Below are 20405 nucleotides of genomic sequence, written 5' to 3'. Positions count from 1 at the left end.
TCCTGACCACTATGCTGCGCTTCAAGCTTCATAACCTTTTTGCCCTTTCTCTTTTGGTGACTGCCATAGGTCATCGTCCTGCCCAAGCTATGGGTGTGAACTTTGACCTAGAGACACAACCCAAAAGATCTCAGACTTCCTCCAGTTCTGAACTTATCGATAGCCAACCCGGTTTACCTGAGACAGACTCTCCAAGTGCAGTAAAAGTTTTTAAGCCACTGCCTATACCGCCTACAGCGAGTCAGCCTCCGCTTCGAATTACAAGATCTAAGTCTGCGCTACCGAGCCATGTGATCGCATCTGCACGGGTATTAACCCCACCACCGCCAAGCGCTTTGCCAACCTCACGGGTACTCTCACCCAACCCTATTCCATCTACACCTATACCCCATGATTCATCAGAGAAGGAGGCCATTGCCTTAAACTTTACTCCGGACGCATCTATCTTCGAGCCATCAGAGCCATCACCACCTCAGCCCTTAACAAAAGCTCAGGAGCAGCCTGCTTTACCCAATTGGATGTATGAAGGTGGTTCCAACTCATTAGTCGCTCGGGTTATTGGCAGCGCCGAAGGAACACGCACTGCCAACGGAAATCCCACTCAAGCTTATTACGGCCACACCGACCCAGGTAACGGTGTGTGGAACATGGGAACGTTTTCCTATCAGCACGGCGCAAGTTCTCCTCAAGAAGCTGATAAGAAGCAACTCAAAAGACTCAAAAGACAGGGGAAAACCATTGCAAACCAGGCTGATCAAGCAGAATTATCCATGACCCTGGGGGAAGTTCTTAATGGTTTAGACTTAGCAAATCAATCGCCTAGGGCGGCCTTAGAGCGCGGTGGTTATGTCGATCGTCTTGTCCAAGCTAGACATAAAGGAATGAAAAACAACGATGCCATTGTCTGGGCAAGAACATACTCTTACTTAGACCCAGATACGCAGCGGTGGAATGCTCCTGGACTAGGCAACACCTTAACCAGCATTCGTAGAGATCAACGCCGTCGCCATGATGCTGTTGCCACAGCCTTCAACAGTTATCAAGCCCAGCGAGACGATCTAAATACCCCATCAGAAGAAACCTTGAAGACCCCCATATTGGCATTAGCTCCAGAACCTTCAACTAACCTCTTTTCTACAGATAAGACCTCGCAAGAAAAGAAATTATTGGTGACTCAACCCACAGATTCAACATCATTAGCATTCAGTATTCATGATGATTGGGAGTCTTCGAGTCGAGAAATTCAGAGCAGAGATGTGCCCATAGCTAAGACATATGAGGCTGAGACTGACGCCATTCAGGCAAAAGACACCTTAAAACGTGGAGATGACTCTCAAGATCAAAGGTTGTCCATAGCTCCAACATCAGATCCAGAGGAAATTGCTGGCTAATCGCTCTACATACAAACGTTAGTTTGAATCAGTAAATAGACAACATTAAAAAAAGCAAGCTAGAGTGAGACTGGTGTCGGCTGACCGCGTCAAGATCATGCAACCCTCATCCTATCCAATTTCATCGCTCTCAGACGCCATTGAAAGGTGTCAAGCATTAGGTATGCGCCTCAGTCGTCAGCGTCGCTATATTTTGGAGTTGCTTTGGGATGTGCAGGAGCATCTATCTGCACGGGAAATTTATGACGAACTTAACCGTCGAGGCAAAAAAATTGGCCACACATCGGTCTACCAGAATTTAGAAGCCCTCTTTGATCAAGGCATAATTGAATGTGTTGAACGCTCAGATGGCAGACTATATGGCCATCTCAATAGTTCTCATAGCCATGTCAATTGTCTAGACACTCAGAAAATAATTGATATTGATATCGAACTACCGCGTGCCGTTATTCAAGAAGTTGAGCAACGTACCGGTCTGAAGATTACCGATTATCGTATTGATTTTTTTGGAACTACAAACTGATGCCCTTCAAGGCAGTCTCCCCTGTAAGAGCATCCATTGCACCAAAGTATAGAGACTTGTTTGGCAATGATAAAACCTCTGTTCTAGCTAGAACAGAAACTTCCAGGACAGAGTACTAAATCTCTACTTAAACTAGGCTTTAAGCTTGATGGACTATGTGTTGCTATCACATCAGCCAAGCAACACAAGCATTCACTGTAGGATTTAAATAATTTCTACCTCTGGCTAGTATACCCAATGGCAAAAATTTGGCGGAAATTTCATGCACCCATGCACCCATCGACTCATCCACATTGGATAGTGAGCAAACTTACGCCCCAGGGTACTAGTCACCCAGGACTTCACGGCTAAATAGGACAAATACTGTTCCAAAAACAAGAGCAGCTAATGTGATATCCATATCTAAATCCTCGCTTAATTTTTTAGGCCATTACCAGATTGCCCTTTCTTGAAGCCTAATGCGAGGATTTAGATAAATTTTCCTTGAACTTTATTGATGTGCTTAACTACGAATTTGCACAGGCATCACAAGGTATGTCATTTGTAAACCACTAACGGGAGTCAGAATTGCTGGACTAGTAGCTGAATTGCACTGTAATTGCACTTCAGGACTCGGTAGAGCACGAAGGCCTTCTAGTAAGTACCTCACGTTAAAGGCAATATCGAGATCCTCTCCTGTCACCTGGGCAGACATCTCTTCTCGGCCACTACCCACCTCCTGGGCCTCAACTGACAAAGCCAAGGTTTGGGCTGAGCCAGCAATGGAAAGTTTGACAATATTATTGCGTTGGTCGGCTAGTACACCGATGCGCTCTAAAGCAGACATCAGCTGCTTACGATCTATTGTCAACTGCCGCTCGAACTGCTTAGGAATTAGTTGGCGGTAATTGGGATATTGCCCTTCTAAAAGACGAGTCGTAATGCGCTGATGCCCTAACTCAAAAACGACTTGAGTCGGATCAAATCTTAGGGAAATTGGCTCTGTTCCCTGATAAGACTGTAGTAACCGTTCTAACTCACGTAGGGCTTTGCCCGGAACTGTCACATCAATGGCCAAGTTCATGCCCGAATCATCCACACTCTGAACTACAGCTAAGCGATGGCCATCTGTAGCAGCAAATTCTAAATTTTCGGGTTCTGCCACGACATGAACACCTGTGAGCACTTGTTTGGTTTCATCAGAACTGGTAGCAAATAGAGCTCCCCGTAGACCTTCCAAAATGGATTCTGCCGAAACACTCGCTACCTGTCCATCCTCCACTAAGGGAAGGTTTGGATAGTCAGTGGCTTCCATGCCACGCACTTGATATTCACCAGCTGAGCACGTCAGGGTAATCACTGGTTCGGTATTTGATTGGCTAAAATCTAAATCTTCAGGAGGCAGTTTAGCCACAATATCTCCCAATAGTTTGGCAGGAACTGTCAGCATCCCCCCCTCTTCAACATGGGCAGAAAAGCTGGTTTGGATCCCTAGTGTTTCATCAAAACTCGTTAGGGTAATGCGTTGTGCATCTTCATCTACCTTGACCAAAATATTTGCCAATACGGGCTTATTGGGCCTGGAAGGAACTGCCCGGCTGACAATTGAGAGATGTGTGTTGAGATCCCCCTGGGAGCACACGAACTTCATGGCTGACATATGTCTATCAAGAATGCTGGCCAATCGTAACACCCCAACAGAACGATGGAAAGCGTTTATTTTAAGCAAATTTTCTTGCTCTGTTCTATAGATAAGTTCTTTCTTTAAATTTAAACAATAGTAGTAGTAGGGCCTGTGGAAACTGTGGAAAACATCTTTACACCCCTTCTCTATCAGGCTATTGAATCTTTTTTGGCCTGTGGAAAAAATGTGGATATTCAGAGCCGTTTTCCACAAGATCTGAGTAGGCTAAATCTTTTTCCCCATCGCCTGTCCTATTCTCCCCAGTTAATCCCCACCTTTTCCACAGCTAAAGTAGAGTTTTCCACAAGCGATATTTCTGGATTTTGGTATCAAACTTAATATTCTCAAAGCCTTCGGACGTAATGGTTTGATTGTTAAGTAGATCGTCAGTACTGTTTTCCACAGCCAAAAGTTTTCAATGTACTAGTCAACAGAAACCGCACCAGGGTCATATCCCTGGTGCGGTTTCTGTACTATTATTGCCTGATCCTTTTACGCAGGATGCCTGGGGCAGAGCACGTATGTCCTCTTTTTTGTCTGAGCCCTAGATTGACGACTTTGTATGATTTGTTTGATCTAGCTATGCTCGATTGCTTAAGCTGATGCGATCGCTAAGCTCACGTACCGTTTGAGCCATGTTCAAGTCTTTTTTAATGAGTTGAGCGATTTTATCGCAGCTGTAAAGAACTGTAGTGTGGTCTTTTCCACCAAAAACTTCGCCGATCTTGGGCAAACTAAGATCCGTATGTCGTCGCATTAAGTACATGGCGATCTGTCGAGCTTGGCTGATTTCACGGCGGCGAGAATTGCCTTTGAGGTCTTCTACGGAAACGCTGAAGACTTCGGAAATAATATCTATCACCGATGTGGGAGACGCATCGATTTTGCCTGTGGGGGCATCAAGAACCGGCTTCAGATTCTCGATGGTCATGGGCAGTCCTGAGATAGAGGTATAGGCAATAGCTCTAATGAGAGCACCTTCTAGCTCACGAATATTGGATGTGTAGCTAGAAGCAATATACTCAGTTACCTCACGGCTTAAATTCACGCTCTCGTATTCAGCCTTTTTCTGTAGAATGGCCATCCTGGTTTCAAAATCAGGCGGTTGAATGTCAGCAATCAATCCCATGGAAAATCTGGAGCATAGCCGTTCCTGGAGCCTGGGGATTTTATTTGGCGGACGATCGGATGCTAGGACAATCTGCTTGCCTGCTTCATGAAGCGTGTTGAAGGTATGGAAGAATTCTTCCTGGGTATATTCTTTGCCTTCAATAAACTGAATATCATCAACCATGATGATGTCGACTTCTCGATACTGTTCACGGAAGCGTTGCATGCTGTCCCGCCGAATAGCTGTGATGAGGTCATTCGTAAACTGCTCGGTGGATACATAGGCAATGCGAGCAGCGGTATCGATATCTAGACGGTAATGACCAATAGATTGCATTAAATGGGTTTTGCCAAGACCAACCCCGCCACAAAGAAATAGGGGATTAAACTCACGGCCAGGCGATTCGGCGACGGCCAGGGCGGCAGCATGGGCCATGCGGTTATTGGACCCGACAACGAATCGGGAAAAAACAGCTTTTGGGTTGAGGTCAGGTGGACTTGATTTACTGGTAGTGATGCGTTCTGTGGTTTGAGGTGAAGGCCAGGCGGCAGCATTATCCGTCCGATTCGTATCACCATCAACTGGTTCACTCACTGTGACGACCACGTTAATGTCTTGGCCCAACAGTTCTTGCGCTACGTCAGAAATGACTTGAATGTAGTGCTTTTGCACCCAATTACGGGCAAAAGGATTCGGTGTGGAAATAGTTAGAGTACTATCCGCTAGGGTTTGGAGTCGTGTGGGTTTGATCCACGTTTCAAACGTGGGACCACTGAGTTGGTCCTGAAGTTTATTGAGAACTTCATTCCAGAGACCATCCACTTTGTTCACAACTAACCCTCCAAACGGTGAGTAACTCTGCAATCTCAAGCTCAGTATTTTCTCTGAATGCTCCGTAATGGAACATTACAAGAATAAGGACCTCAAAATTAAACACCCCCAAACAATTGGACAGTGCTGAACTTGGAACACTATTTAATAAGGTCCTAAAAACCATAGTTGATTATTCAATCAACTATGGTTTTCAACAGGTTCTGTATTAAGAACCGTTTTATCAGTAATCACGCAAAATTAGACATTAATCGATTCCCCATGGCTAAGGCTGAAAAACTGAAGCTGATGACGGCACAGTGCTCTAACATCTCTTAATCGACGATCTCAGCAGGATGTCAACCTACTCTTAGGCGAGCTCTTGGTTGAACGACCCTGGATTAGGGATACACACCTGAATTGAATGGATAGTGTATGGCTTTTATCGACGTTTTCCCTTACAAGCACCCATTAACGAGGGCTATTCCCCATAAAGGACTAGGAATATTTAAATGCGTAGGTATAACTTTTAGTACATTGAAAACTAATGAGCTCTAATACACTAACCTGTTGTTGTTCACATATCCAGCAAGCACACCAGAGTAATCTGCACCATAGATATAACCTTCTTTAAAGGATGCAATGATCTAACTTGATGGAGACGAGGGTGAACTGGCACAGGTTACATGGTTGAATTTAGCTGTAGACGCTATACAGATAAGGGTTAGTCAATAGGACGCTGGCAATGTGTAGATGCTTGTGAGGCGTTCTGTCCAACCAGAGTCATTGCAAAGTTCCCATGCCTGATGCCATGTCTAAACTACGCTCCTCAACCGTTCGTTTTGCCAGGTCGTTAGCTCTTTACGGGTTTATTGCGGCCTGTAGTGCAACGGCAGCTGTGTTCACGACAGCACAACTTGTTCCAACAACGGCCCAATCGCCTACCTCTGGGTCTGGGCGTTTGCTGACGGACAGTAGCTTTATTGCATCCGTGGCTGATGATGTGGGACCTGCTGTGGTTCGGATTGATTCCTCGCGAACTGTGACTCGTCGGTCTGGACCGTTTGATGATCCGTTCTTTCGAGAGTTTTTTGGCGATATGTGGGAGGAGCCATCGTCTCGGGTTGAGCGTGGCCAGGGTTCTGGCTTTGTCGTCGAGTCAGATGGTGTGATTTGGACCAATGCCCATGTGGTTGAAGGGGCCGATGCGGTGACGGTCACGCTTAGGGATGGCCGTGAATTTAGTGGTGAGGTGGTGGGTGAAGATCCGCTAACGGATGTGGCGGTTATTAAAGTTCAGGCTCAGGATTTACCTACCGTGACCCTTGGCAATTCAGAGCAGCTGCGCCCAGGGGAGTGGGCTATTGCCATTGGCAATCCACTGGGGTTAGACAATACTGTTACGGCTGGAATTGTCAGTGCAACGGGACGCACAAGTGCTCAGATTCGAGTGCCAGATAAACGGGTGCAGTTTATTCAGACTGATGCGGCCATTAATCCTGGAAATTCTGGTGGGCCGTTACTAAATGAGCGCGGTGAAGTAATTGGTATTAATACGGCCATCATCGGAGGTGCCCAAGGATTAGGGTTTGCGATCCCTATCAATTCAGCTCAGCGTTTAGCTCAAGAATTGATCGAGAAAGGTCGGGTGGAGCATGCCTATTTGGGTATTCAAATGCGTACACTGACAACTGATTTACGCCAACAAATCAATCGCGATCCTCGTAATGATCTGAGGTTATCTGCTGACGAAGGTGTAATTATTTTGGGCCTGATGCGTAATTCGCCAGCCTTAGAAGCAGGTTTGGAAGTGGGTGATGTGATTGTGGCCATGAATGGTAAATCGATCACAGCGGCTGAGCAAGTACAGCAAATTGTTCAAGATTTAGGCGTAGGCGAGTCGATTGGGATAGAGGTTGACCGGAGTGGTCGTCAGATAGCTCTGGATGTAATGACAAAGGCGTTACCGCAGCAGCGACGATAGATGGGCATACGGTCGGTTATTCAATTGGGTGATGTGAGATTGCGATCGCAAGCCCAACCCATTCAGCATTTAGACGATCCCCAGCTGCAACAGCTAATTGATGATCTGTTAGCTACCGCAGCGGCCAAAAATGGTGTGGGTATTGCCGCACCCCAGGTTGCTGAAGGCCTACAGCTGTTTATTGTGGCTTCACGCCCGAACCCACGCTACCCCGAGGCCCCGACTATGGAGCCTGTCGCCATGATTAATCCGCATATCCTTAACCACAGTGACGATCAAGTCAAAGGCTGGGAAGGGTGCCTCAGCGTGCCAGGGAAGCGGGGATTTGTTCCTCGGTACCGCGAGATCGAAGTAACTTACCTGGATCGCGATGGCCATGACCATCGTCAGCATCTGCAAGACTTTGTGGCGCGAATTTTTCAACACGAATACGACCATCTACAGGGCAAGGTTTTTCTTGACCGGGTAGAGCATCCCGATGACATTTTGACTGAGGCCGAATACCAAAATCGATTTAATTGTCCTTAGATTTGGTTTTGGGGCGTCGTCGTTTGCCACCGCCTTTGCCCGTCATTTCCCCTTCTACTCGGCTAATGCGCAAAGGGTGGCCCGCAACGGATACCTTTTTAAGGTGTCGCATCATTTCTTTGGGTATCCCCTCTGGCAAATCTACGGTGCTGTGGCTGTCGTAGATATTAATGCGACCAATGTAGCGACTTTCGAGACCGCTTTCATTTGCGATCGCGCCCACAATATGGCCAGGTTTCACCCGATGCCGATGACCGACCTCAATGCGATAGCGTCCCATGCCTTGCTCAGGTGGGGATGCCCTGCGTTCACGTCGCTGGGGTCGCTCGCGCCGGTCGCCGCGCTCTGGACGACTGCGCTTGCGTTCTTCCAACAATAAGGGCTCGTTGCCTTGTACCAACTTGGCTAAGGCCGCTGCAATCTCAATAGCAGGCACATTATGCTCCTGTTCATATTGCTCCATGAGATTGTTGAAGAACTCTAGATTCTCCTCAGCAATGGTGTCAGTAATTTGCTGTTTAAACCGAGCAATGCGCTTGTTATTGACCATCTCGGTCGTTGGCATCTCCATTTTGGAGATTTTTTGTTTGGTTGCCCGCTCAATGGCATACAGCAATCGTCGCTCACGAGGGGCTACAAATAAAATTGCTTCACCATTACGCCCGGCTCGCCCTGTACGGCCTACTCGATGGACATAGGTCTCGGTATCATAGGGCATGTCATAGTTAATGACATGGCTAATTCTATCCACGTCTAAGCCGCGGGCAGCTACGTCGGTGGCGACGACGATATCCAGCTTGCCTGATTTAAGCTGTTCGACGGTACGCTCCCGCTGCATTTGTGAAACATCTCCACTAAGCGGGGCAGTTTCATAGCCTCGGGCTTCCAGCTTCTCCGCCAGTTCCACGGTGGCCAGACGGGTTCTAACAAAGACGATCATGCCGTCAAATGTCTCTGTTTCTAAAATGCGGGTCAGGGCATCTAACTTGTGGTACCCACTAACCATCCAATAGCGCTGTCGGATAGTGTCAGCGGTGGATGTTTTGGATTTAATCAGGACCTCAGTGGGATTATTGAGATGTCGCTGGGCAATATGGCGAATTTCTTTGGGTAAGGTGGCAGAAAAGAGAGCGACCTGCCGAGATGCTGGGGTTTTCTCCAATACCCATTCCACATCGTCGATAAAGCCCATGCGCAGCATTTCATCGGCTTCGTCCAGTACGAGACACTGCAATGCGCTCAGGTCCAAGGTGCCGCGTTTCATGTGGTCCATGACCCTGCCAGGGGTGCCCACGACAATATGTACCGAACGTTCTAGTTTACGAAGTTGAATACTATAGCTTTGCCCCCCATATAGGGGCAGCACATGAAAGCCTTTCATATGAGATGCATAGCTTTGAAAGGCTTCTGCCACCTGAATTGCTAATTCTCTGGTGGGAGTCAATACTAGGGTATGGGGCAAACGCTGCTCAATATTGACGCGGGATAACAATGGCAGCGCAAAAGCCGCTGTTTTGCCAGTACCTGTTTGGGCTTGCCCAATCAGGTCCACACCAGCCAATACATGGGGAATAGTCTGGGCTTGAATGGGTGTTGGACTTTCATAGCCCAAACCTTCCAAAGCCTTTAGTACCGGCTCACTTAAAGACAACTCACTAAAGCTTGGAGCCGATTCCACATCCATTGGCATTTATCTAAATCTTAATATAGGCGCTGTTACAGCCTGACAGATGTTGAGTCAAAAACAAACTCTGACAGCAAAATAAGTGCTGAATAATCACTATTATGAGGGTTGCTAATTGAGTTCAGTCCCTAAGACGTTCCTCCCGAGCAATGGTTGGATAATTTCTACATTTTTTACAGACTATAAATAATTTCGTTTTTGGACGTCTCTACAATTCTACTTTATCTGCTCTATACTTGGAACAAGACACATAATTGGGTGCATCGTCTGAAACCATCTTGAGATATATAGAGCCTCTGGGATGGAGAAATCCTTGAATGTGATGGCAATCTTTACACGCTTAGGGCGCAAGGTTAGAACTCTCATTTAGAGTCTGGTGAAAGCACTAGCTTCGGATTTGTTGGATGTAGCTTAGATGCTTTGACCTTGCTGATTCAGAGGAGAGTAAATCTGAAAAATGTCGATGTAGGGCAATTTTGCCGGTTCGAATCTTTCCCTTAATCAGCAAGCACCTCGATCCTCCTTTTCAAATATCATCGTTTTACAATGGCTCCAGTATCTTTTAATTGGTGAGCAGGTTAGGCGATGGTATTTGAATATATTTTTAACTTCGGTAATTTGTTTGTGCTCCCATTTTGGGCCTTGATGGTGTTATTGCCCAATTGGGACGTCACCCGCAAAATCATGGCATCCTACATTCCATTTGTGGTGTTGGCGGCGCTTTATGTCTATTGTTTTGTTGCCAGTCTTGATCCTGACAAACTCGAGGAGTTTGCTAACCCTACTCTGGCGGTGTTGGCCAACTTATTTTCAGATGAAAAGGTGATGACGACGGGATGGGTGCACTTCTTAGTGATGGATCTCTTTGTGGGCCGCTGGATTTACTTGCACGGACAAGAGAAACAATTATTTACTCGTCATTCCCTGGCGCTATGTTTGTTTGCTGGACCTATGGGACTTTTATCCCATGTAGTGACTGTGTGGATTACACCATTGTTTAAGTCTTCCGCTGAAGTGGCTTAAACGCTAGTCTCTGTTAAATAGGCAGACATCAGCATGTATTTGCTGCGGGCTTGGAAATGAGTCTGGGCGTAGAGGTGCTGTGCCCTAGTATTGGATGCCGCCACCTCTAAGTGCAGCGCATGAATATCCAGGGCTTTTGCTTCTTGCTGAATCTGCCTCAGGGTTTGTTTTCCCAAACCTTTGCCACGAAACTCGGGCCGGATATAAAACTCATCGATAAAGGCATCTTTACCACCAAATTCGATACTGTAGCCGAAGGTGAGGGCAATGTACCCTGCGATCGCAATATCTACAACAATTAACCAAATTCCCCCGAGTGAAGAGTCGGATAGCAGGCCATGAATAGCCTGTTTTCGGTTCTTGCCCGTCATATGGATGCGTTCAAACTCATGGTAGGCCTCCACCAGCGGCAATAGCTGTTGCAGGTTGTCCGTAGATGCGAGTTGGAGTCTGTAATGCATGATGTACCTCTATGGGCAACGGATATAAGCCCTAGGATGAGTAAAATTACAGGCTTTCAGGAATCTGACGATACTGATGATGGTGATAGTACTTAGGATAGTTATCAAGGCGCACATGTAGCCAGGCGACTCCACCACCTGCTGTACTAAGCCATACTGGCTGATCGCTAATGCGTTGGGCCATAGTATCACCGACTAAAGTCCATAGGGCATGTTGCTGAGGCCTCGGCGCATTTTGTACAAACGCCCCGAGATGACTGTAATCGCCATCAGCATCTGTAGGGCAGGGGACAATTAGCACAGCATCTTTGCCCAGATTCAAAAAATTAACAACCGGTTGATCAGGTGGGAAATAGGGTGAAAACGTCTGCCGATCAGGGGGGCGTGACAGGCTCGGGCTGTCTATTAACACACACTCAAAAGGAGTATTAACCGTTTTTGTCGTTATTGGTGGTGTTTCCCAACGAAAGCTGGCAAAAGGAGATTTTGCCAATAGGTCAATGAAAAAGTTACGAAAACCACTATCTTTTTGCCAGGCATCTATAACTGTTGCATAGGAAACAGGAGATGAATTTTTTGTGATGACAACCCGAAGGCTGTGAAGATTATGTGATTTTTCGCACTGTGCATTCCACATGACCGACTGCTCCCCTACCTTTGTCAAACTTTTGTCTAATTTTGCTGCAATGTCGGGAACTTTTCCTGGGATAACTAGATAACAGTGTAGAGGTCAGTGTGGCTAGTGTCAGTGATTATACGTTGCCTACTCACGAACAATTCACGGTTTTGCTGAGTAATTTACGCGCATTTGCGCGACCAATATCACCACGGACTAGCCATCATGGCAGTACAGAAACGTTGTTCCCTAACAGTTAACGCGAGAGCAGTCCTATGGTTGCCGTTAGAAAGACAGAAAGAACACCCGAGATTATATTGCAGCAGGTTTGGAATACCCACAAACTTACTCGTAAAGATCATGTCAGATTGTCTTCCTTTTTACTGTCCATTGTGGATTTAACCCCTAAACAGCGTGAGCAGGTACATCATATTTTTGATGAGCTGAGTCTGGGTAAAATTCAACTGGTTGACTAATACTAGACGCTTGGTGGAGGCGTTCCATAAAACGTCTGTACATTGTATTTTAGTTGGGATGACGGTATATCAGGGCGCTACAGAAAAGACTGTTATCCAAAAATATTGAGTTGAGAATCAGGGCTGCTTTCTTGAACTTTTGATTTTTTAGACGGTTTGGTTGCACTCCCTTTGCGGAGGCCTACGGCGATTTTACTGTGTTTTTCAATTTGACCCATGACCTGTTGGGCTCGTTTGATGACGCTGGGGGGCAATCCCGCTAGGCGACCGGCTTCTATTCCATAAGAGCGATCAGCTCCGCCAGGTTGTACCTGGTGTAGAAAGATAATCTGGTCTGGCATTTCTTTCACCGTTACTTGGAAGTTGGCCACATTTTCTAATAGTGAAGCGAGCTCATTGAGCTCGTGGTAGTGGGTGGCAAAAATAGTGCGGGCTTGAATATCACTAGCCAGGTGTTCTGCCACCGCCCAAGCAATGGAGAGTCCGTCAAATGTGGCTGTGCCTCGACCAATTTCGTCGAGTAAGACGAGGGAGTGAGGGGTGGCATGGTTAAGAATATTGGCGGTTTCATTCATTTCCACCATAAATGTGGATTGCCCGGTGGCTAAGTCGTCTACGGCACCAACGCGGGTGAAGATGCGATCGCACACTCCCAGCACTGCACTCTTCGCTGGTACAAAGCTTCCTACCTGGGCCATCAGCTGAATGAGCCCCACCTGTCGCAGATAGCAGCTTTTCCCGCTGGCATTTGGCCCCGTCAAAATGATCAAGTCCGGAGGATGGGCCTTGCCCCCCCTCCCATCGGGTGTTTCCCCATAACCAAGACCCGTCGAATTCGGCACAAAAAAGCCCGCAGGCAGCGACTGCTCTACCACCGGATGGCGTCCAGCTTCAATCGCTAGAGTCCGATCTTGCACAATATCAGGGCGACAATATCCCTGGTAGATAGCCAGCTCCGCCAGGCCACAAAGCACGTCTGCTGCCGCTACATTTACGGCCACCTTGCGGATGAGTTCAGCATGTTGGCCAACGTCTTCCCGTAGCTCTAGAAAAATCTCGTATTCAATTTGATTAATCTCATCCTTTGCGTTAAGGATGCGAGCTTCTCTCTCCTTTAGTTCTGGTGTAATGTAGCGTTCTTCGTTAGTCAGCGTTTGTTTACGAATGTAGTTGTCAGGAGCCTGTTTGCTCTTGGCCCGAGAGATACTGATGTAATATCCAAAGGCTTTATTGAAACCGACTTTTAAGTTAGAAATACCGGTACGTTCCCGTTCGGTAACTTCCAGATTGGCAATCCAGCGCTGGTCGCTACTGACTTGATCTCGTAGGCCATCAAGGTGAGCATTAACGCCTTCGCGGATCAGGCCACCATCTGTGAGGTAGAGCGGTGGGCTCTCCACTAAATGAGCTCTGAGCTTGCGTCCCATCTGCTCCAGTTCTGACGGTACAATCTGTAGTTTCACTAAATGCGGTGACTGGGCGTGGGCCATCAGTGCCGCCAGATCTGGTAACTTTTCAAATGACTCAGCCATGGCTACTAAATCACGACCGTTGGCAGTACCAGAGCCAGCGCGCCCGGCCAGTCTCTCTAAATCATAAATTTGCTTGAGGATCAGCTGTAGCTGCTGACGTAGCGTGCCGTTGTCTACCAGTTCACTGATCGTTTCTTGGCGCTCCTGAATGTTCTCGATGCTTAAAAGCGGTTGCAATAACCAGCGTCGCAGCGCTCGACTGCCCATGGCGGTCGTGGTTTTGTCTAAAGCCCACAGCAATGAGCCGTGAAAGATACCATCCCGTACAGTTTGAGTCATCTCTAAATTACGTCGAGTCTGATGATCAATCACCAGAAATTCTGTGGTGGTGTAGGTCGATAGAGGCTGTAGTGGTGCCAAACTCTCTTTTTGAGTATCTTCGACATAATGCAATAAACCGCCAGCTGCTCTCGCTGCGAGCGGTAAATGTTCGCAACCAAAACCTTCTAAAGAGCGTACGCGGTAGCTTTGTAGTAGACGCTGTTTTGCTTCAGCATGGGTAAACGGTGTTTGGGAACGAAAGGTATAGCAAAATTGTGCTGGTAAGCCTTCGGGTAAGTTGTCCGAGGTTTCTCCTGGCCGCAATAGTGCACCTAAATCAGGGGCGTTGGTGGGCACAAGTACCTCTGCGGGCTGCAGTCGCATCAATTCCTGAGACAATTGATCAATGGCTGTACCCTGGGTGGTAAAAAACTCTCCTGTTGAGACATCGGCATGGGCTAGTCCCCAATGTTTGTCGGCAATGACTAGGGCGGCTAAAAAGTTGTTGCGTTTAGCGGTGAGCATACCCTCTTCAAGAATGGTACCAGGCGTAATAACGCGGGTGACCTCTCGTTTGACCAGTCCCTGGGCCTGGGCCGGATCTTCTACCTGGTCGCAAATTGCGATCGCAAATCCTTTTTCCACTAATAGTGCGCAATAGCGATCTAGCGCATGATGAGGAATGCCTGCTAAAGGGACTTTACCGATAGCCTTGCCAGCATCTTTGCTGGTCAGGACGAGCTCTAGTTCACGGGCAATTGCGATCGCATCCTGAAAAAACGTCTCAAAAAAATCCCCAACGCGATAGAGCAAAAGGGCATAGGGATAGGCATCCTTTACCTCAGCGTAGTGACGCATCATTGGCGTCAGGTCGTCGCGTTTGATCTCTTGATAGTCGGTGTACCGCACCGTATGTTTAAGCAACCGTTCTGGAATGCCAATGTCTTGGGGGGTATTACCAGAGCGTTGGCTGTTGGTTTTAGATGCGGATGCGGTCATGGGGCCTTTGAACCGTTAGAACTCTGATTAATCTTATGATGCATGCTTAGATGCAATCTCTAAGATATCTAGGAAATCCACAAATCCATTGTTAGCGTTTAGAATCGTCTGACCAATGCTTACTAGCCCATGCTGACCGATATTCAGACGCGTAAGTTAACTAAGCTCTTTCATCTGTACGATGCCAATGACGATGGCGTACTGGTGCAGCAGGATTTTATTGCCTTGGCTCAGCGCCTGGCAAACCTGCGCCAGGAGGTGCAAGCTGCATCCCATCAAGAGCAAATTTTGACCCATTTCCAGCAGGACTGGGTCTGCCTGTGCGCAGCAGCAGATCAAAATTGTGATGCTCGGATTACCTTGAGGGAATGGTTAACCTATTACGAGCAGATTCTGAATGATATTAAGCAATATGCCAGTCGAGTGATTGCCCTAGTAACGTTGCTCTTTGCCGCTTTTGATCAGGATAACGATGGTCAGATTAGCGAACAGGAATGGATCAGTCTGCTGTCAGTGTTCAATGTGCTGCCAATCTATGCATCGTCCATATTTCTTAATCTAGATGTGAATCAGGATGGAGTTCTCAATCAGGATGAAGTGCTGACGTTGATTCATGATTTTTTCTATATCAATGAGCCCTCTGCTCCGGCCAACTTTATATTTGGTCCCTATTGAATCATCTGAAAAAGCAGGCACGAGTCTACTGAAACAGTTGGCCAGGCATACTATATAGCTGTGTATTTCTTAAACGCTCAGCCTTTGTATGGTTTCTCTAAGCACACCACCTGCTGATTTCAATACTCCACAATCATCGAATGCATCACTACCTCAGCTATCACCCGTCCCTTTAGGGTGGTCAACGGAAGATCGCATCGTGGCCCGTGCCCACTTAGTCGGTGAGCGCCTGATTGTGAAAACATTGGAAACCAAGGATGCGTTGTCTACCAACCCGTTGATTGTTAGGGCTGGGAAGTCCGGCTGTGCCGTACTGCTACGTTACGGTGTGGTTGTCGTATTTAATCTGAATGCTATCGAAGAAGCTGCATATTTAGAGTCGCTCAAGCCGTTAATCAAAGAACCATCGTCGGAAGATGTATTTGAGGATCTGCTGTTAGCATTTCATCCCACAGCGAAAGAACGGTTAGAGCAAGATACATTATGGCTGCGGGACTCTAGTGCAGAGCGTTTGCAAATTGTGGCAGAGGCCCTCGCAAAAAGCGTTGTCCTGGACTACTACGAGCAAAGGGTTTTTGATCTGTTTAATCAAATTAAGCCGTTTACAACAGCGATTCAAAACCCTAAAGAACGGGCACCAAAAGAGAAAGAGTTGCTACGCTACATCGGTGGAACGTTACTAATTCAGCAAAAAATGTTGGGCATTGTGGAGGTGGGTGATAAACCGGATCCGATTTGGGATTTCCCGGATTTAAACCGGCTCTATCTGCGTCTAGAGGACGAATATGAACTGCGGGAGCGACTTTTGATTCTGGAGCAAAAGCTCGCTTTGATTTCCCGTAGTGTAGAAACTGCGTTGAGCATATTGCAGCAGGGCAGCAGTCATCGGGTGGAATGGTACATTGTTATCCTGATTTTGGTGGAGATTCTGCTGTCGGTGTACGAAATTTGGCTGCAATAATCGGAGGTTTCTGATCATTGGAATGATTTAATCTAAACAACGTGGCCTTTGATGTACGTTTTTTAGAGCAGTTTATACTCTGTAAGTTAACCGCTCGTTGAGTGCAATTTTGAGAGTGCACATTATTCCAGCCCATCGCACTACGGAAAATATCAAATGGAACTTGTAGATTCAAGTAATTGCCTGAGTGTTGAAGGACGTACGGCTCTACCCATCACCATGACCTTGCGGCAGACAACTGTGCATTAGAGCTGAAAATTATCTAGATATCTAGACTCCTGTCAGGGGGAACACCATGGAATCTAAACCGTTGCCAGTGATCTTACGAAAGTTTGTCTTTCGAGACGAGCTATCACAAGACCATGAATCCCATGTGGATCAAGATATTGACGCAGGTCAAGATGCTTCCCAGGTCAGGCTTGTGCACATTGGCACCCCTGAACGTAAGCGGGCTTCCATTCCTGGCTATTTTGTGATGAGTAGCGCACCACCAAATATTGAAAATGCCAAAGCCATGCAAGAGTCAGAGATGCAGGCAGCGGCACGGGGTGTGAAGGAAATTGCCCGGCATCTCTATGATATCTGTTCTAAACAGGAGGGACCTGACCCTGAACTCATGATTACTGTTCACGGATATAACAGTGGTCGCAGCTCTGTTCGAGATTGGTATAAGAATATTTTTCAATATATTAACCGATACGACACAGTGATTCCAGGGCAAGGCAACCAGGTCTTCATCGGCTATCGCTGGCCGTCAGAGAATATTGAGTTTCGGCGTTTAGGAGAAGCTTGCAAAGCGCTGCCTCCTTTACCGCGAGATTTGATGTTTCTAGGGTTTGGTGGGGCGCTAATTCTGCTAATTGTAGAACTTATGGCCTGGGATAAAACGCTGGCGGGTCTAATAGTAGTACCTCTATTGCTTTTGTTCTTAGGCCTATCCACCATAATTATTACACTGGTTATTTTGCGCATGGTGGTTTATTTTCGCGATCGCTACCGAGCTCACAACTTTGGAGTTCTGGATCTCGTTGAATTGCTGCGCCAAATTGACCGGGAATTAGTGAACTTAAAAGCTGCTGATATCAAGCGACAAAATCCCAACGAGCAATATCCTTGTGACAAAGCAGCCCAATTCTGGAAACAAACCCATCGTAAAATAAAACTCTCGTTTTTAGGACACAGCATGGGTGGTTTTGTGGTTACCAATGTGGTACGGATTTTATCCGATGTGTTTGATACGCGCTCCATTAGTAACAAACCTCCAGCCGATATTGGATCTGTTTTCCGGTTAGAGCGGCTGATTTTAACGTCTCCGGATATTCCGATTTTGACTATTGTGTCGAGCCGAGTAAATTTTCTCTCATCTTCTTTAAGACGATTTTCAGAGTCCTATTTATTCAGTAGTGAAGGCGATTTGGCGTTGCGGATTGCTTCGGCGACAGCTAATTACTTTACGTTTCCTAGTACGACAGAAGCAATGGGTTATCGTTTAGGGAATGTTTCGTTGAAAGCTGATCATAACAACTCTAAGGATTACGGCATTGTTAACTTGTCAGCTTTAGATGAATGTTTTTTCCCAGGTTCGTCTTTAGCGGATTCTATTGCTCGTAATCCTTACAAGATTATGGAGCATTTATTCCTTACCTATAACTGGTGTAAAAAAGATGGCTACAATACGTTAGCTAAAATATCGCAGGATTGTATCAAAGCTAGTCAATCTGAGACGATAAATAATTCCCCATCTCAAACGACTGCTCAAATTACGATTGCTGATTTCTTTACTTACTTTGACTGCACTGATTATAAAGACTTTACCTTCTCAGTCAAAGAAGATGTCACTAGTGAAGAGACAAAGGGGCTTCTGACCCGTGCTAACCGTAGAAAAGCTTTGAATTGGTGGGATTATCTAATGTTGATGGTGGATGGAGTGTTCGGAATACGAGATGTCCATGGAGGCTATTTCCAGGGACAGTTTACCCAATCAATGATCTATCGTATTGCATTCCTAGGCTTTCAAGGATATCTAAAAACATTGGATAACGATCCAAATATGGCCTTTGATCCTCATGTGGCGTTGAGTAAATTGCATTTGCAATGTCGTGCCTTGGGAATTCAGAGTTTTCTCTCTCCTATGCGCTACCGTGTGAATATTCAAGGAGCAAGTATTGCAGACAATAAGCAAGAACTGATCGCAGCCATTGATCAAGAGTCCACTGAAGTCTTGCAGTCGGATAATATGTTGGAATCTCTTCAAAATCAGGGTTTTGAAGTCATCGTGAAATAATTCAATCACTGCTCAGGTGAAGTATACAGGTCTTGTACGGTAAAGTAGTCGTTGAACTTTACAGTCTCGTAGTTTAGGAGAGACATTAACAACTATTTTGCAGAACCCATGTTTGCTGCTTCCTCATGGGGGATTTCTGACCATTGGTTGGGCAAGGGGGCAAATATTTTTTAGATACGGTGTCTGCAAAAAGGGCTGCTCATATGAGCAGCCCTTTTTGCCGTTCACTTGATTTTTGCTAATTTCTTAGCCACCAACGCGAATCAGTTCTACATCAAAGATGAGTGTGGCATTGGGGGGAATAACACCCCCTGCGCCACGGGCACCGTAACCTAGTTCGGGGGGAATGACTAGCTTACGACGACCGCCCACACGCATAGTAGCAACACCTTCATCCCAACCTTTGATTACCTGGCCAACACCGATGGTAAAGGAGAAAGGACGGTTGCGATCGCGACTACTGTCAAACTTTTCACCGTTTTCTAACGTACCAGTGTAATGCACTGTCACGGCTTGACCTTGTGTAGGTAGAGCTCCAGTACCGACCTCAAGGTCTTCGTACATTAGGCCGGAGTCCGTAGTTGTCATATTTTCGGCCATATCGGTCGTAGGTTCCTCGGTTGTTTCTTCGGTTGGTGGGTCAGGTTCTGCTTGGGCGACAAGCGTAGACGTGACAGAATCGGTCGTGCCTATGTCTACGGTCAAGTTACCGGCAACAGCTTCACTTCCTCGTAGCTGAGTAGCTAGTGCAACTACACAGCAAATGGTGAAAACCCCCAGGCTAATAAAAACTTCTTTCACAGTTCGTTCTCCCAGTGCGATAGCGCAAGAGCTGATGCATCAGCTCGTAACCTGCATCCAAATTGTACGTTACGATTCCTAAAAATTAGGTAGGACTCATGTCACATTTAGTGCCGGTACAGGTAATAGATTACTAGGCTCTAACGCCATTGTTTATTTTCTAAATCTCTAAGTTGGCGCTCCAGGCGATCTAAGCGGCCCCGCAGTTCATCCATTTCCGTCTGGCGTGGCACACCCAAGTCTTGCATGATATTACGAATCTGACGCTGGAGTTGTTCATCGATAGCGGCCTGGTCGATGTTGAATTGAGACATGAAGTCATCGACGAATCCGCGGGCTTGTTCTGGATTAAGCTTGCCATCTTTGACCCAATCTTCAGTCACCTGCCGTAGCTGTTCAGCAACGAGTGATGTAGTGCCAATGCCCAACATTAGAAGTTGCCGAAATAGATTGGATGAGTCCATAGCTTAACTCTAGGTGATGGATGATGAGACTTATCGAACCGGCAGTCGTAGGAAACTTGTAGGAAACCCCGAAATGTAACCCACACCTTCTACAGTTTTGGATGCGCTGTCGGCTTAGATAAACTTATTCTGGCAAACTATTGACGTATTCGACGGGC

At 46.7% G+C, this 20405-nt stretch carries 18 protein-coding genes; 10 read left to right on the top strand and 8 right to left on the bottom strand.

The annotated features are described in order from the left end of the window. Window positions 1–11 precede the first annotated feature (11 nt). Window positions 12–1391, top strand: coding sequence for a hypothetical protein (locus SPB21_RS24240; protein WP_499867886.1), 1380 nt, complete (start codon window positions 12–14; stop codon window positions 1389–1391). A gap of 97 nt (window positions 1392–1488) precedes the next feature. Further along, window positions 1489–1914, top strand: a complete 426-nt coding sequence (locus SPB21_RS24235; protein ID WP_163659127.1) for a Fur family transcriptional regulator — start codon at window positions 1489–1491, stop codon at window positions 1912–1914. Window positions 1915–2416: 502 nt separating this feature from the next. On the opposite strand, the gene dnaN is transcribed toward SPB21_RS24235, so the two are convergent. Then, window positions 2417–3544, bottom strand: a complete 1128-nt coding sequence (gene dnaN, locus SPB21_RS24230) for a DNA polymerase III subunit beta (RefSeq protein WP_163659126.1) — start codon at window positions 3542–3544, stop codon at window positions 2417–2419. 153 nt (window positions 3545–3697) lie between these two features. Between dnaN and SPB21_RS24225 the strand changes: the two genes are divergently transcribed. Then, complete coding sequence (locus SPB21_RS24225; protein ID WP_499867885.1) at window positions 3698–3916, top strand: hypothetical protein; 219 nt, start codon at window positions 3698–3700, stop codon at window positions 3914–3916. Window positions 3917–4157: 241 nt separating this feature from the next. On the opposite strand, the gene dnaA is transcribed toward SPB21_RS24225, so the two are convergent. Continuing rightward, the gene (gene dnaA, locus SPB21_RS24220; RefSeq protein WP_163659124.1) at window positions 4158–5519 is read right to left on the bottom strand and encodes a chromosomal replication initiator protein DnaA; all 1362 of its coding nucleotides are present in this window, start codon (window positions 5517–5519) and stop codon (window positions 4158–4160) included. 778 nt (window positions 5520–6297) lie between these two features. Between dnaA and SPB21_RS24215 the strand changes: the two genes are divergently transcribed. Continuing rightward, a complete protein-coding gene (locus SPB21_RS24215; RefSeq protein ID WP_499867884.1) occupies window positions 6298–7482 on the top strand; it encodes an HhoA/HhoB/HtrA family serine endopeptidase in 1185 nt (394 codons plus the stop codon). Continuing rightward, the gene (def, locus tag SPB21_RS24210) at window positions 7483–8010 is read left to right on the top strand and encodes a peptide deformylase (protein WP_163699566.1); all 528 of its coding nucleotides are present in this window, start codon (window positions 7483–7485) and stop codon (window positions 8008–8010) included. Here def and SPB21_RS24205 read toward each other — a convergent pair. Beyond that, window positions 7997–9700 carry a DEAD/DEAH box helicase gene (locus tag SPB21_RS24205; protein ID WP_250565803.1) on the bottom strand — a complete coding sequence of 568 codons (1704 nt, stop codon included), beginning with the start codon at window positions 9698–9700 and terminating at the stop codon, window positions 7997–7999. The genes def and SPB21_RS24205 overlap by 14 nt on opposite strands. 579 nt (window positions 9701–10279) lie before the next feature. Between SPB21_RS24205 and SPB21_RS24200 the strand changes: the two genes are divergently transcribed. Next, window positions 10280–10717: an ABA4-like family protein gene (locus SPB21_RS24200; RefSeq protein ID WP_163659121.1), complete on the top strand. Its 438-nt coding sequence runs from the start codon at window positions 10280–10282 to the stop codon at window positions 10715–10717. On the opposite strand, the gene SPB21_RS24195 is transcribed toward SPB21_RS24200, so the two are convergent. Together SPB21_RS24195 and SPB21_RS24190 are read right to left on the bottom strand one after the other, a co-directional pair. Then, entirely contained in the window at window positions 10714–11178 is a 465-nt protein-coding gene (locus tag SPB21_RS24195) for a GNAT family N-acetyltransferase (protein WP_163659120.1), read from the bottom strand. The two genes, SPB21_RS24200 and SPB21_RS24195, sit on opposite strands and share 4 nt — an antisense overlap. 46 nt (window positions 11179–11224) lie before the next feature. Further along, window positions 11225–11815 (bottom strand): DUF6940 family protein, encoded by a 591-nt coding sequence (locus SPB21_RS24190; protein ID WP_499867883.1) that lies wholly within the window; start codon window positions 11813–11815, stop codon window positions 11225–11227. A 254-nt stretch (window positions 11816–12069) separates the two neighbouring features. Here SPB21_RS24190 and SPB21_RS24185 point away from each other — a divergent pair, with 254 nt between their 5' ends. After that, complete coding sequence (locus SPB21_RS24185; protein ID WP_163659118.1) at window positions 12070–12270, top strand: hypothetical protein; 201 nt, start codon at window positions 12070–12072, stop codon at window positions 12268–12270. 92 nt (window positions 12271–12362) lie between these two features. Here the strand turns inward: SPB21_RS24185 and mutS are convergent, their stop codons facing one another. Next, window positions 12363–15062, bottom strand: coding sequence for a DNA mismatch repair protein MutS (mutS, locus tag SPB21_RS24180; protein WP_499867882.1), 2700 nt, complete (start codon window positions 15060–15062; stop codon window positions 12363–12365). Window positions 15063–15191: 129 nt separating this feature from the next. Here mutS and SPB21_RS24175 point away from each other — a divergent pair, with 129 nt between their 5' ends. The 3 genes from SPB21_RS24175 (at window position 15192) to SPB21_RS24165 (ending at window position 18982) form a co-directional block, all read left to right on the top strand. Continuing rightward, on the top strand, window positions 15192–15737 hold the full coding sequence (locus tag SPB21_RS24175; RefSeq protein ID WP_499867881.1) for an EF-hand domain-containing protein: 546 nt from the start codon (window positions 15192–15194) through the stop codon (window positions 15735–15737). An 88-nt stretch (window positions 15738–15825) separates the two neighbouring features. Continuing rightward, window positions 15826–16698: an RMD1 family protein gene (locus SPB21_RS24170; RefSeq protein WP_006517038.1), complete on the top strand. Its 873-nt coding sequence runs from the start codon at window positions 15826–15828 to the stop codon at window positions 16696–16698. Window positions 16699–16993: 295 nt separating this feature from the next. Next, entirely contained in the window at window positions 16994–18982 is a 1989-nt protein-coding gene (locus SPB21_RS24165) for an alpha/beta hydrolase (RefSeq protein WP_499867880.1), read from the top strand. A 246-nt stretch (window positions 18983–19228) separates the two neighbouring features. On the opposite strand, the gene SPB21_RS24160 is transcribed toward SPB21_RS24165, so the two are convergent. Next, the gene (locus tag SPB21_RS24160; RefSeq protein WP_163659114.1) at window positions 19229–19783 is read right to left on the bottom strand and encodes an FKBP-type peptidyl-prolyl cis-trans isomerase; all 555 of its coding nucleotides are present in this window, start codon (window positions 19781–19783) and stop codon (window positions 19229–19231) included. A gap of 140 nt (window positions 19784–19923) precedes the next feature. Next, window positions 19924–20247, bottom strand: a complete 324-nt coding sequence (locus SPB21_RS24155; protein WP_163659113.1) for a phasin family protein — start codon at window positions 20245–20247, stop codon at window positions 19924–19926. Window positions 20248–20405 lie beyond the last annotated feature (158 nt).

The organism is Leptothoe sp. ISB3NOV94-8A (genome assembly GCF_043421595.1).
Lineage (GTDB): Bacteria > Cyanobacteriota > Cyanobacteriia > Phormidesmidales > Phormidesmidaceae > Leptothoe > Leptothoe turfae.
Note: the sequence above shows the minus strand (reverse complement) of the source record. Positions and strands in the feature narration are given on the sequence as shown.

Coding starts and splice junctions, on each gene's coding strand:
- SPB21_RS24175 (WP_499867881.1), top strand. CDS start 15,192: ATGCTGACCGATATTCAGACGCGTAAGTTAACTAAGCTCTTTCATCTG.
- SPB21_RS24155 (WP_163659113.1), bottom strand. CDS start 20,247: ATGGACTCATCCAATCTATTTCGGCAACTTCTAATGTTGGGCATTGGC.
- SPB21_RS24240 (WP_499867886.1), top strand. CDS start 12: ATGCTGCGCTTCAAGCTTCATAACCTTTTTGCCCTTTCTCTTTTGGTG.
- SPB21_RS24185 (WP_163659118.1), top strand. CDS start 12,070: ATGGTTGCCGTTAGAAAGACAGAAAGAACACCCGAGATTATATTGCAG.
- SPB21_RS24170 (WP_006517038.1), top strand. CDS start 15,826: ATGGTTTCTCTAAGCACACCACCTGCTGATTTCAATACTCCACAATCA.
- dnaN (WP_163659126.1), bottom strand. CDS start 3,544: ATGAAGTTCGTGTGCTCCCAGGGGGATCTCAACACACATCTCTCAATT.
- SPB21_RS24165 (WP_499867880.1), top strand. CDS start 16,994: ATGGAATCTAAACCGTTGCCAGTGATCTTACGAAAGTTTGTCTTTCGA.
- SPB21_RS24205 (WP_250565803.1), bottom strand. CDS start 9,700: ATGCCAATGGATGTGGAATCGGCTCCAAGCTTTAGTGAGTTGTCTTTA.
- SPB21_RS24190 (WP_499867883.1), bottom strand. CDS start 11,815: ATGTGGAATGCACAGTGCGAAAAATCACATAATCTTCACAGCCTTCGG.
- SPB21_RS24195 (WP_163659120.1), bottom strand. CDS start 11,178: ATGCATTACAGACTCCAACTCGCATCTACGGACAACCTGCAACAGCTA.
- def (WP_163699566.1), top strand. CDS start 7,483: ATGGGCATACGGTCGGTTATTCAATTGGGTGATGTGAGATTGCGATCG.
- mutS (WP_499867882.1), bottom strand. CDS start 15,062: ATGACCGCATCCGCATCTAAAACCAACAGCCAACGCTCTGGTAATACC.
- SPB21_RS24215 (WP_499867884.1), top strand. CDS start 6,298: ATGCCTGATGCCATGTCTAAACTACGCTCCTCAACCGTTCGTTTTGCC.
- SPB21_RS24200 (WP_163659121.1), top strand. CDS start 10,280: ATGGTATTTGAATATATTTTTAACTTCGGTAATTTGTTTGTGCTCCCA.
- SPB21_RS24235 (WP_163659127.1), top strand. CDS start 1,489: ATGCAACCCTCATCCTATCCAATTTCATCGCTCTCAGACGCCATTGAA.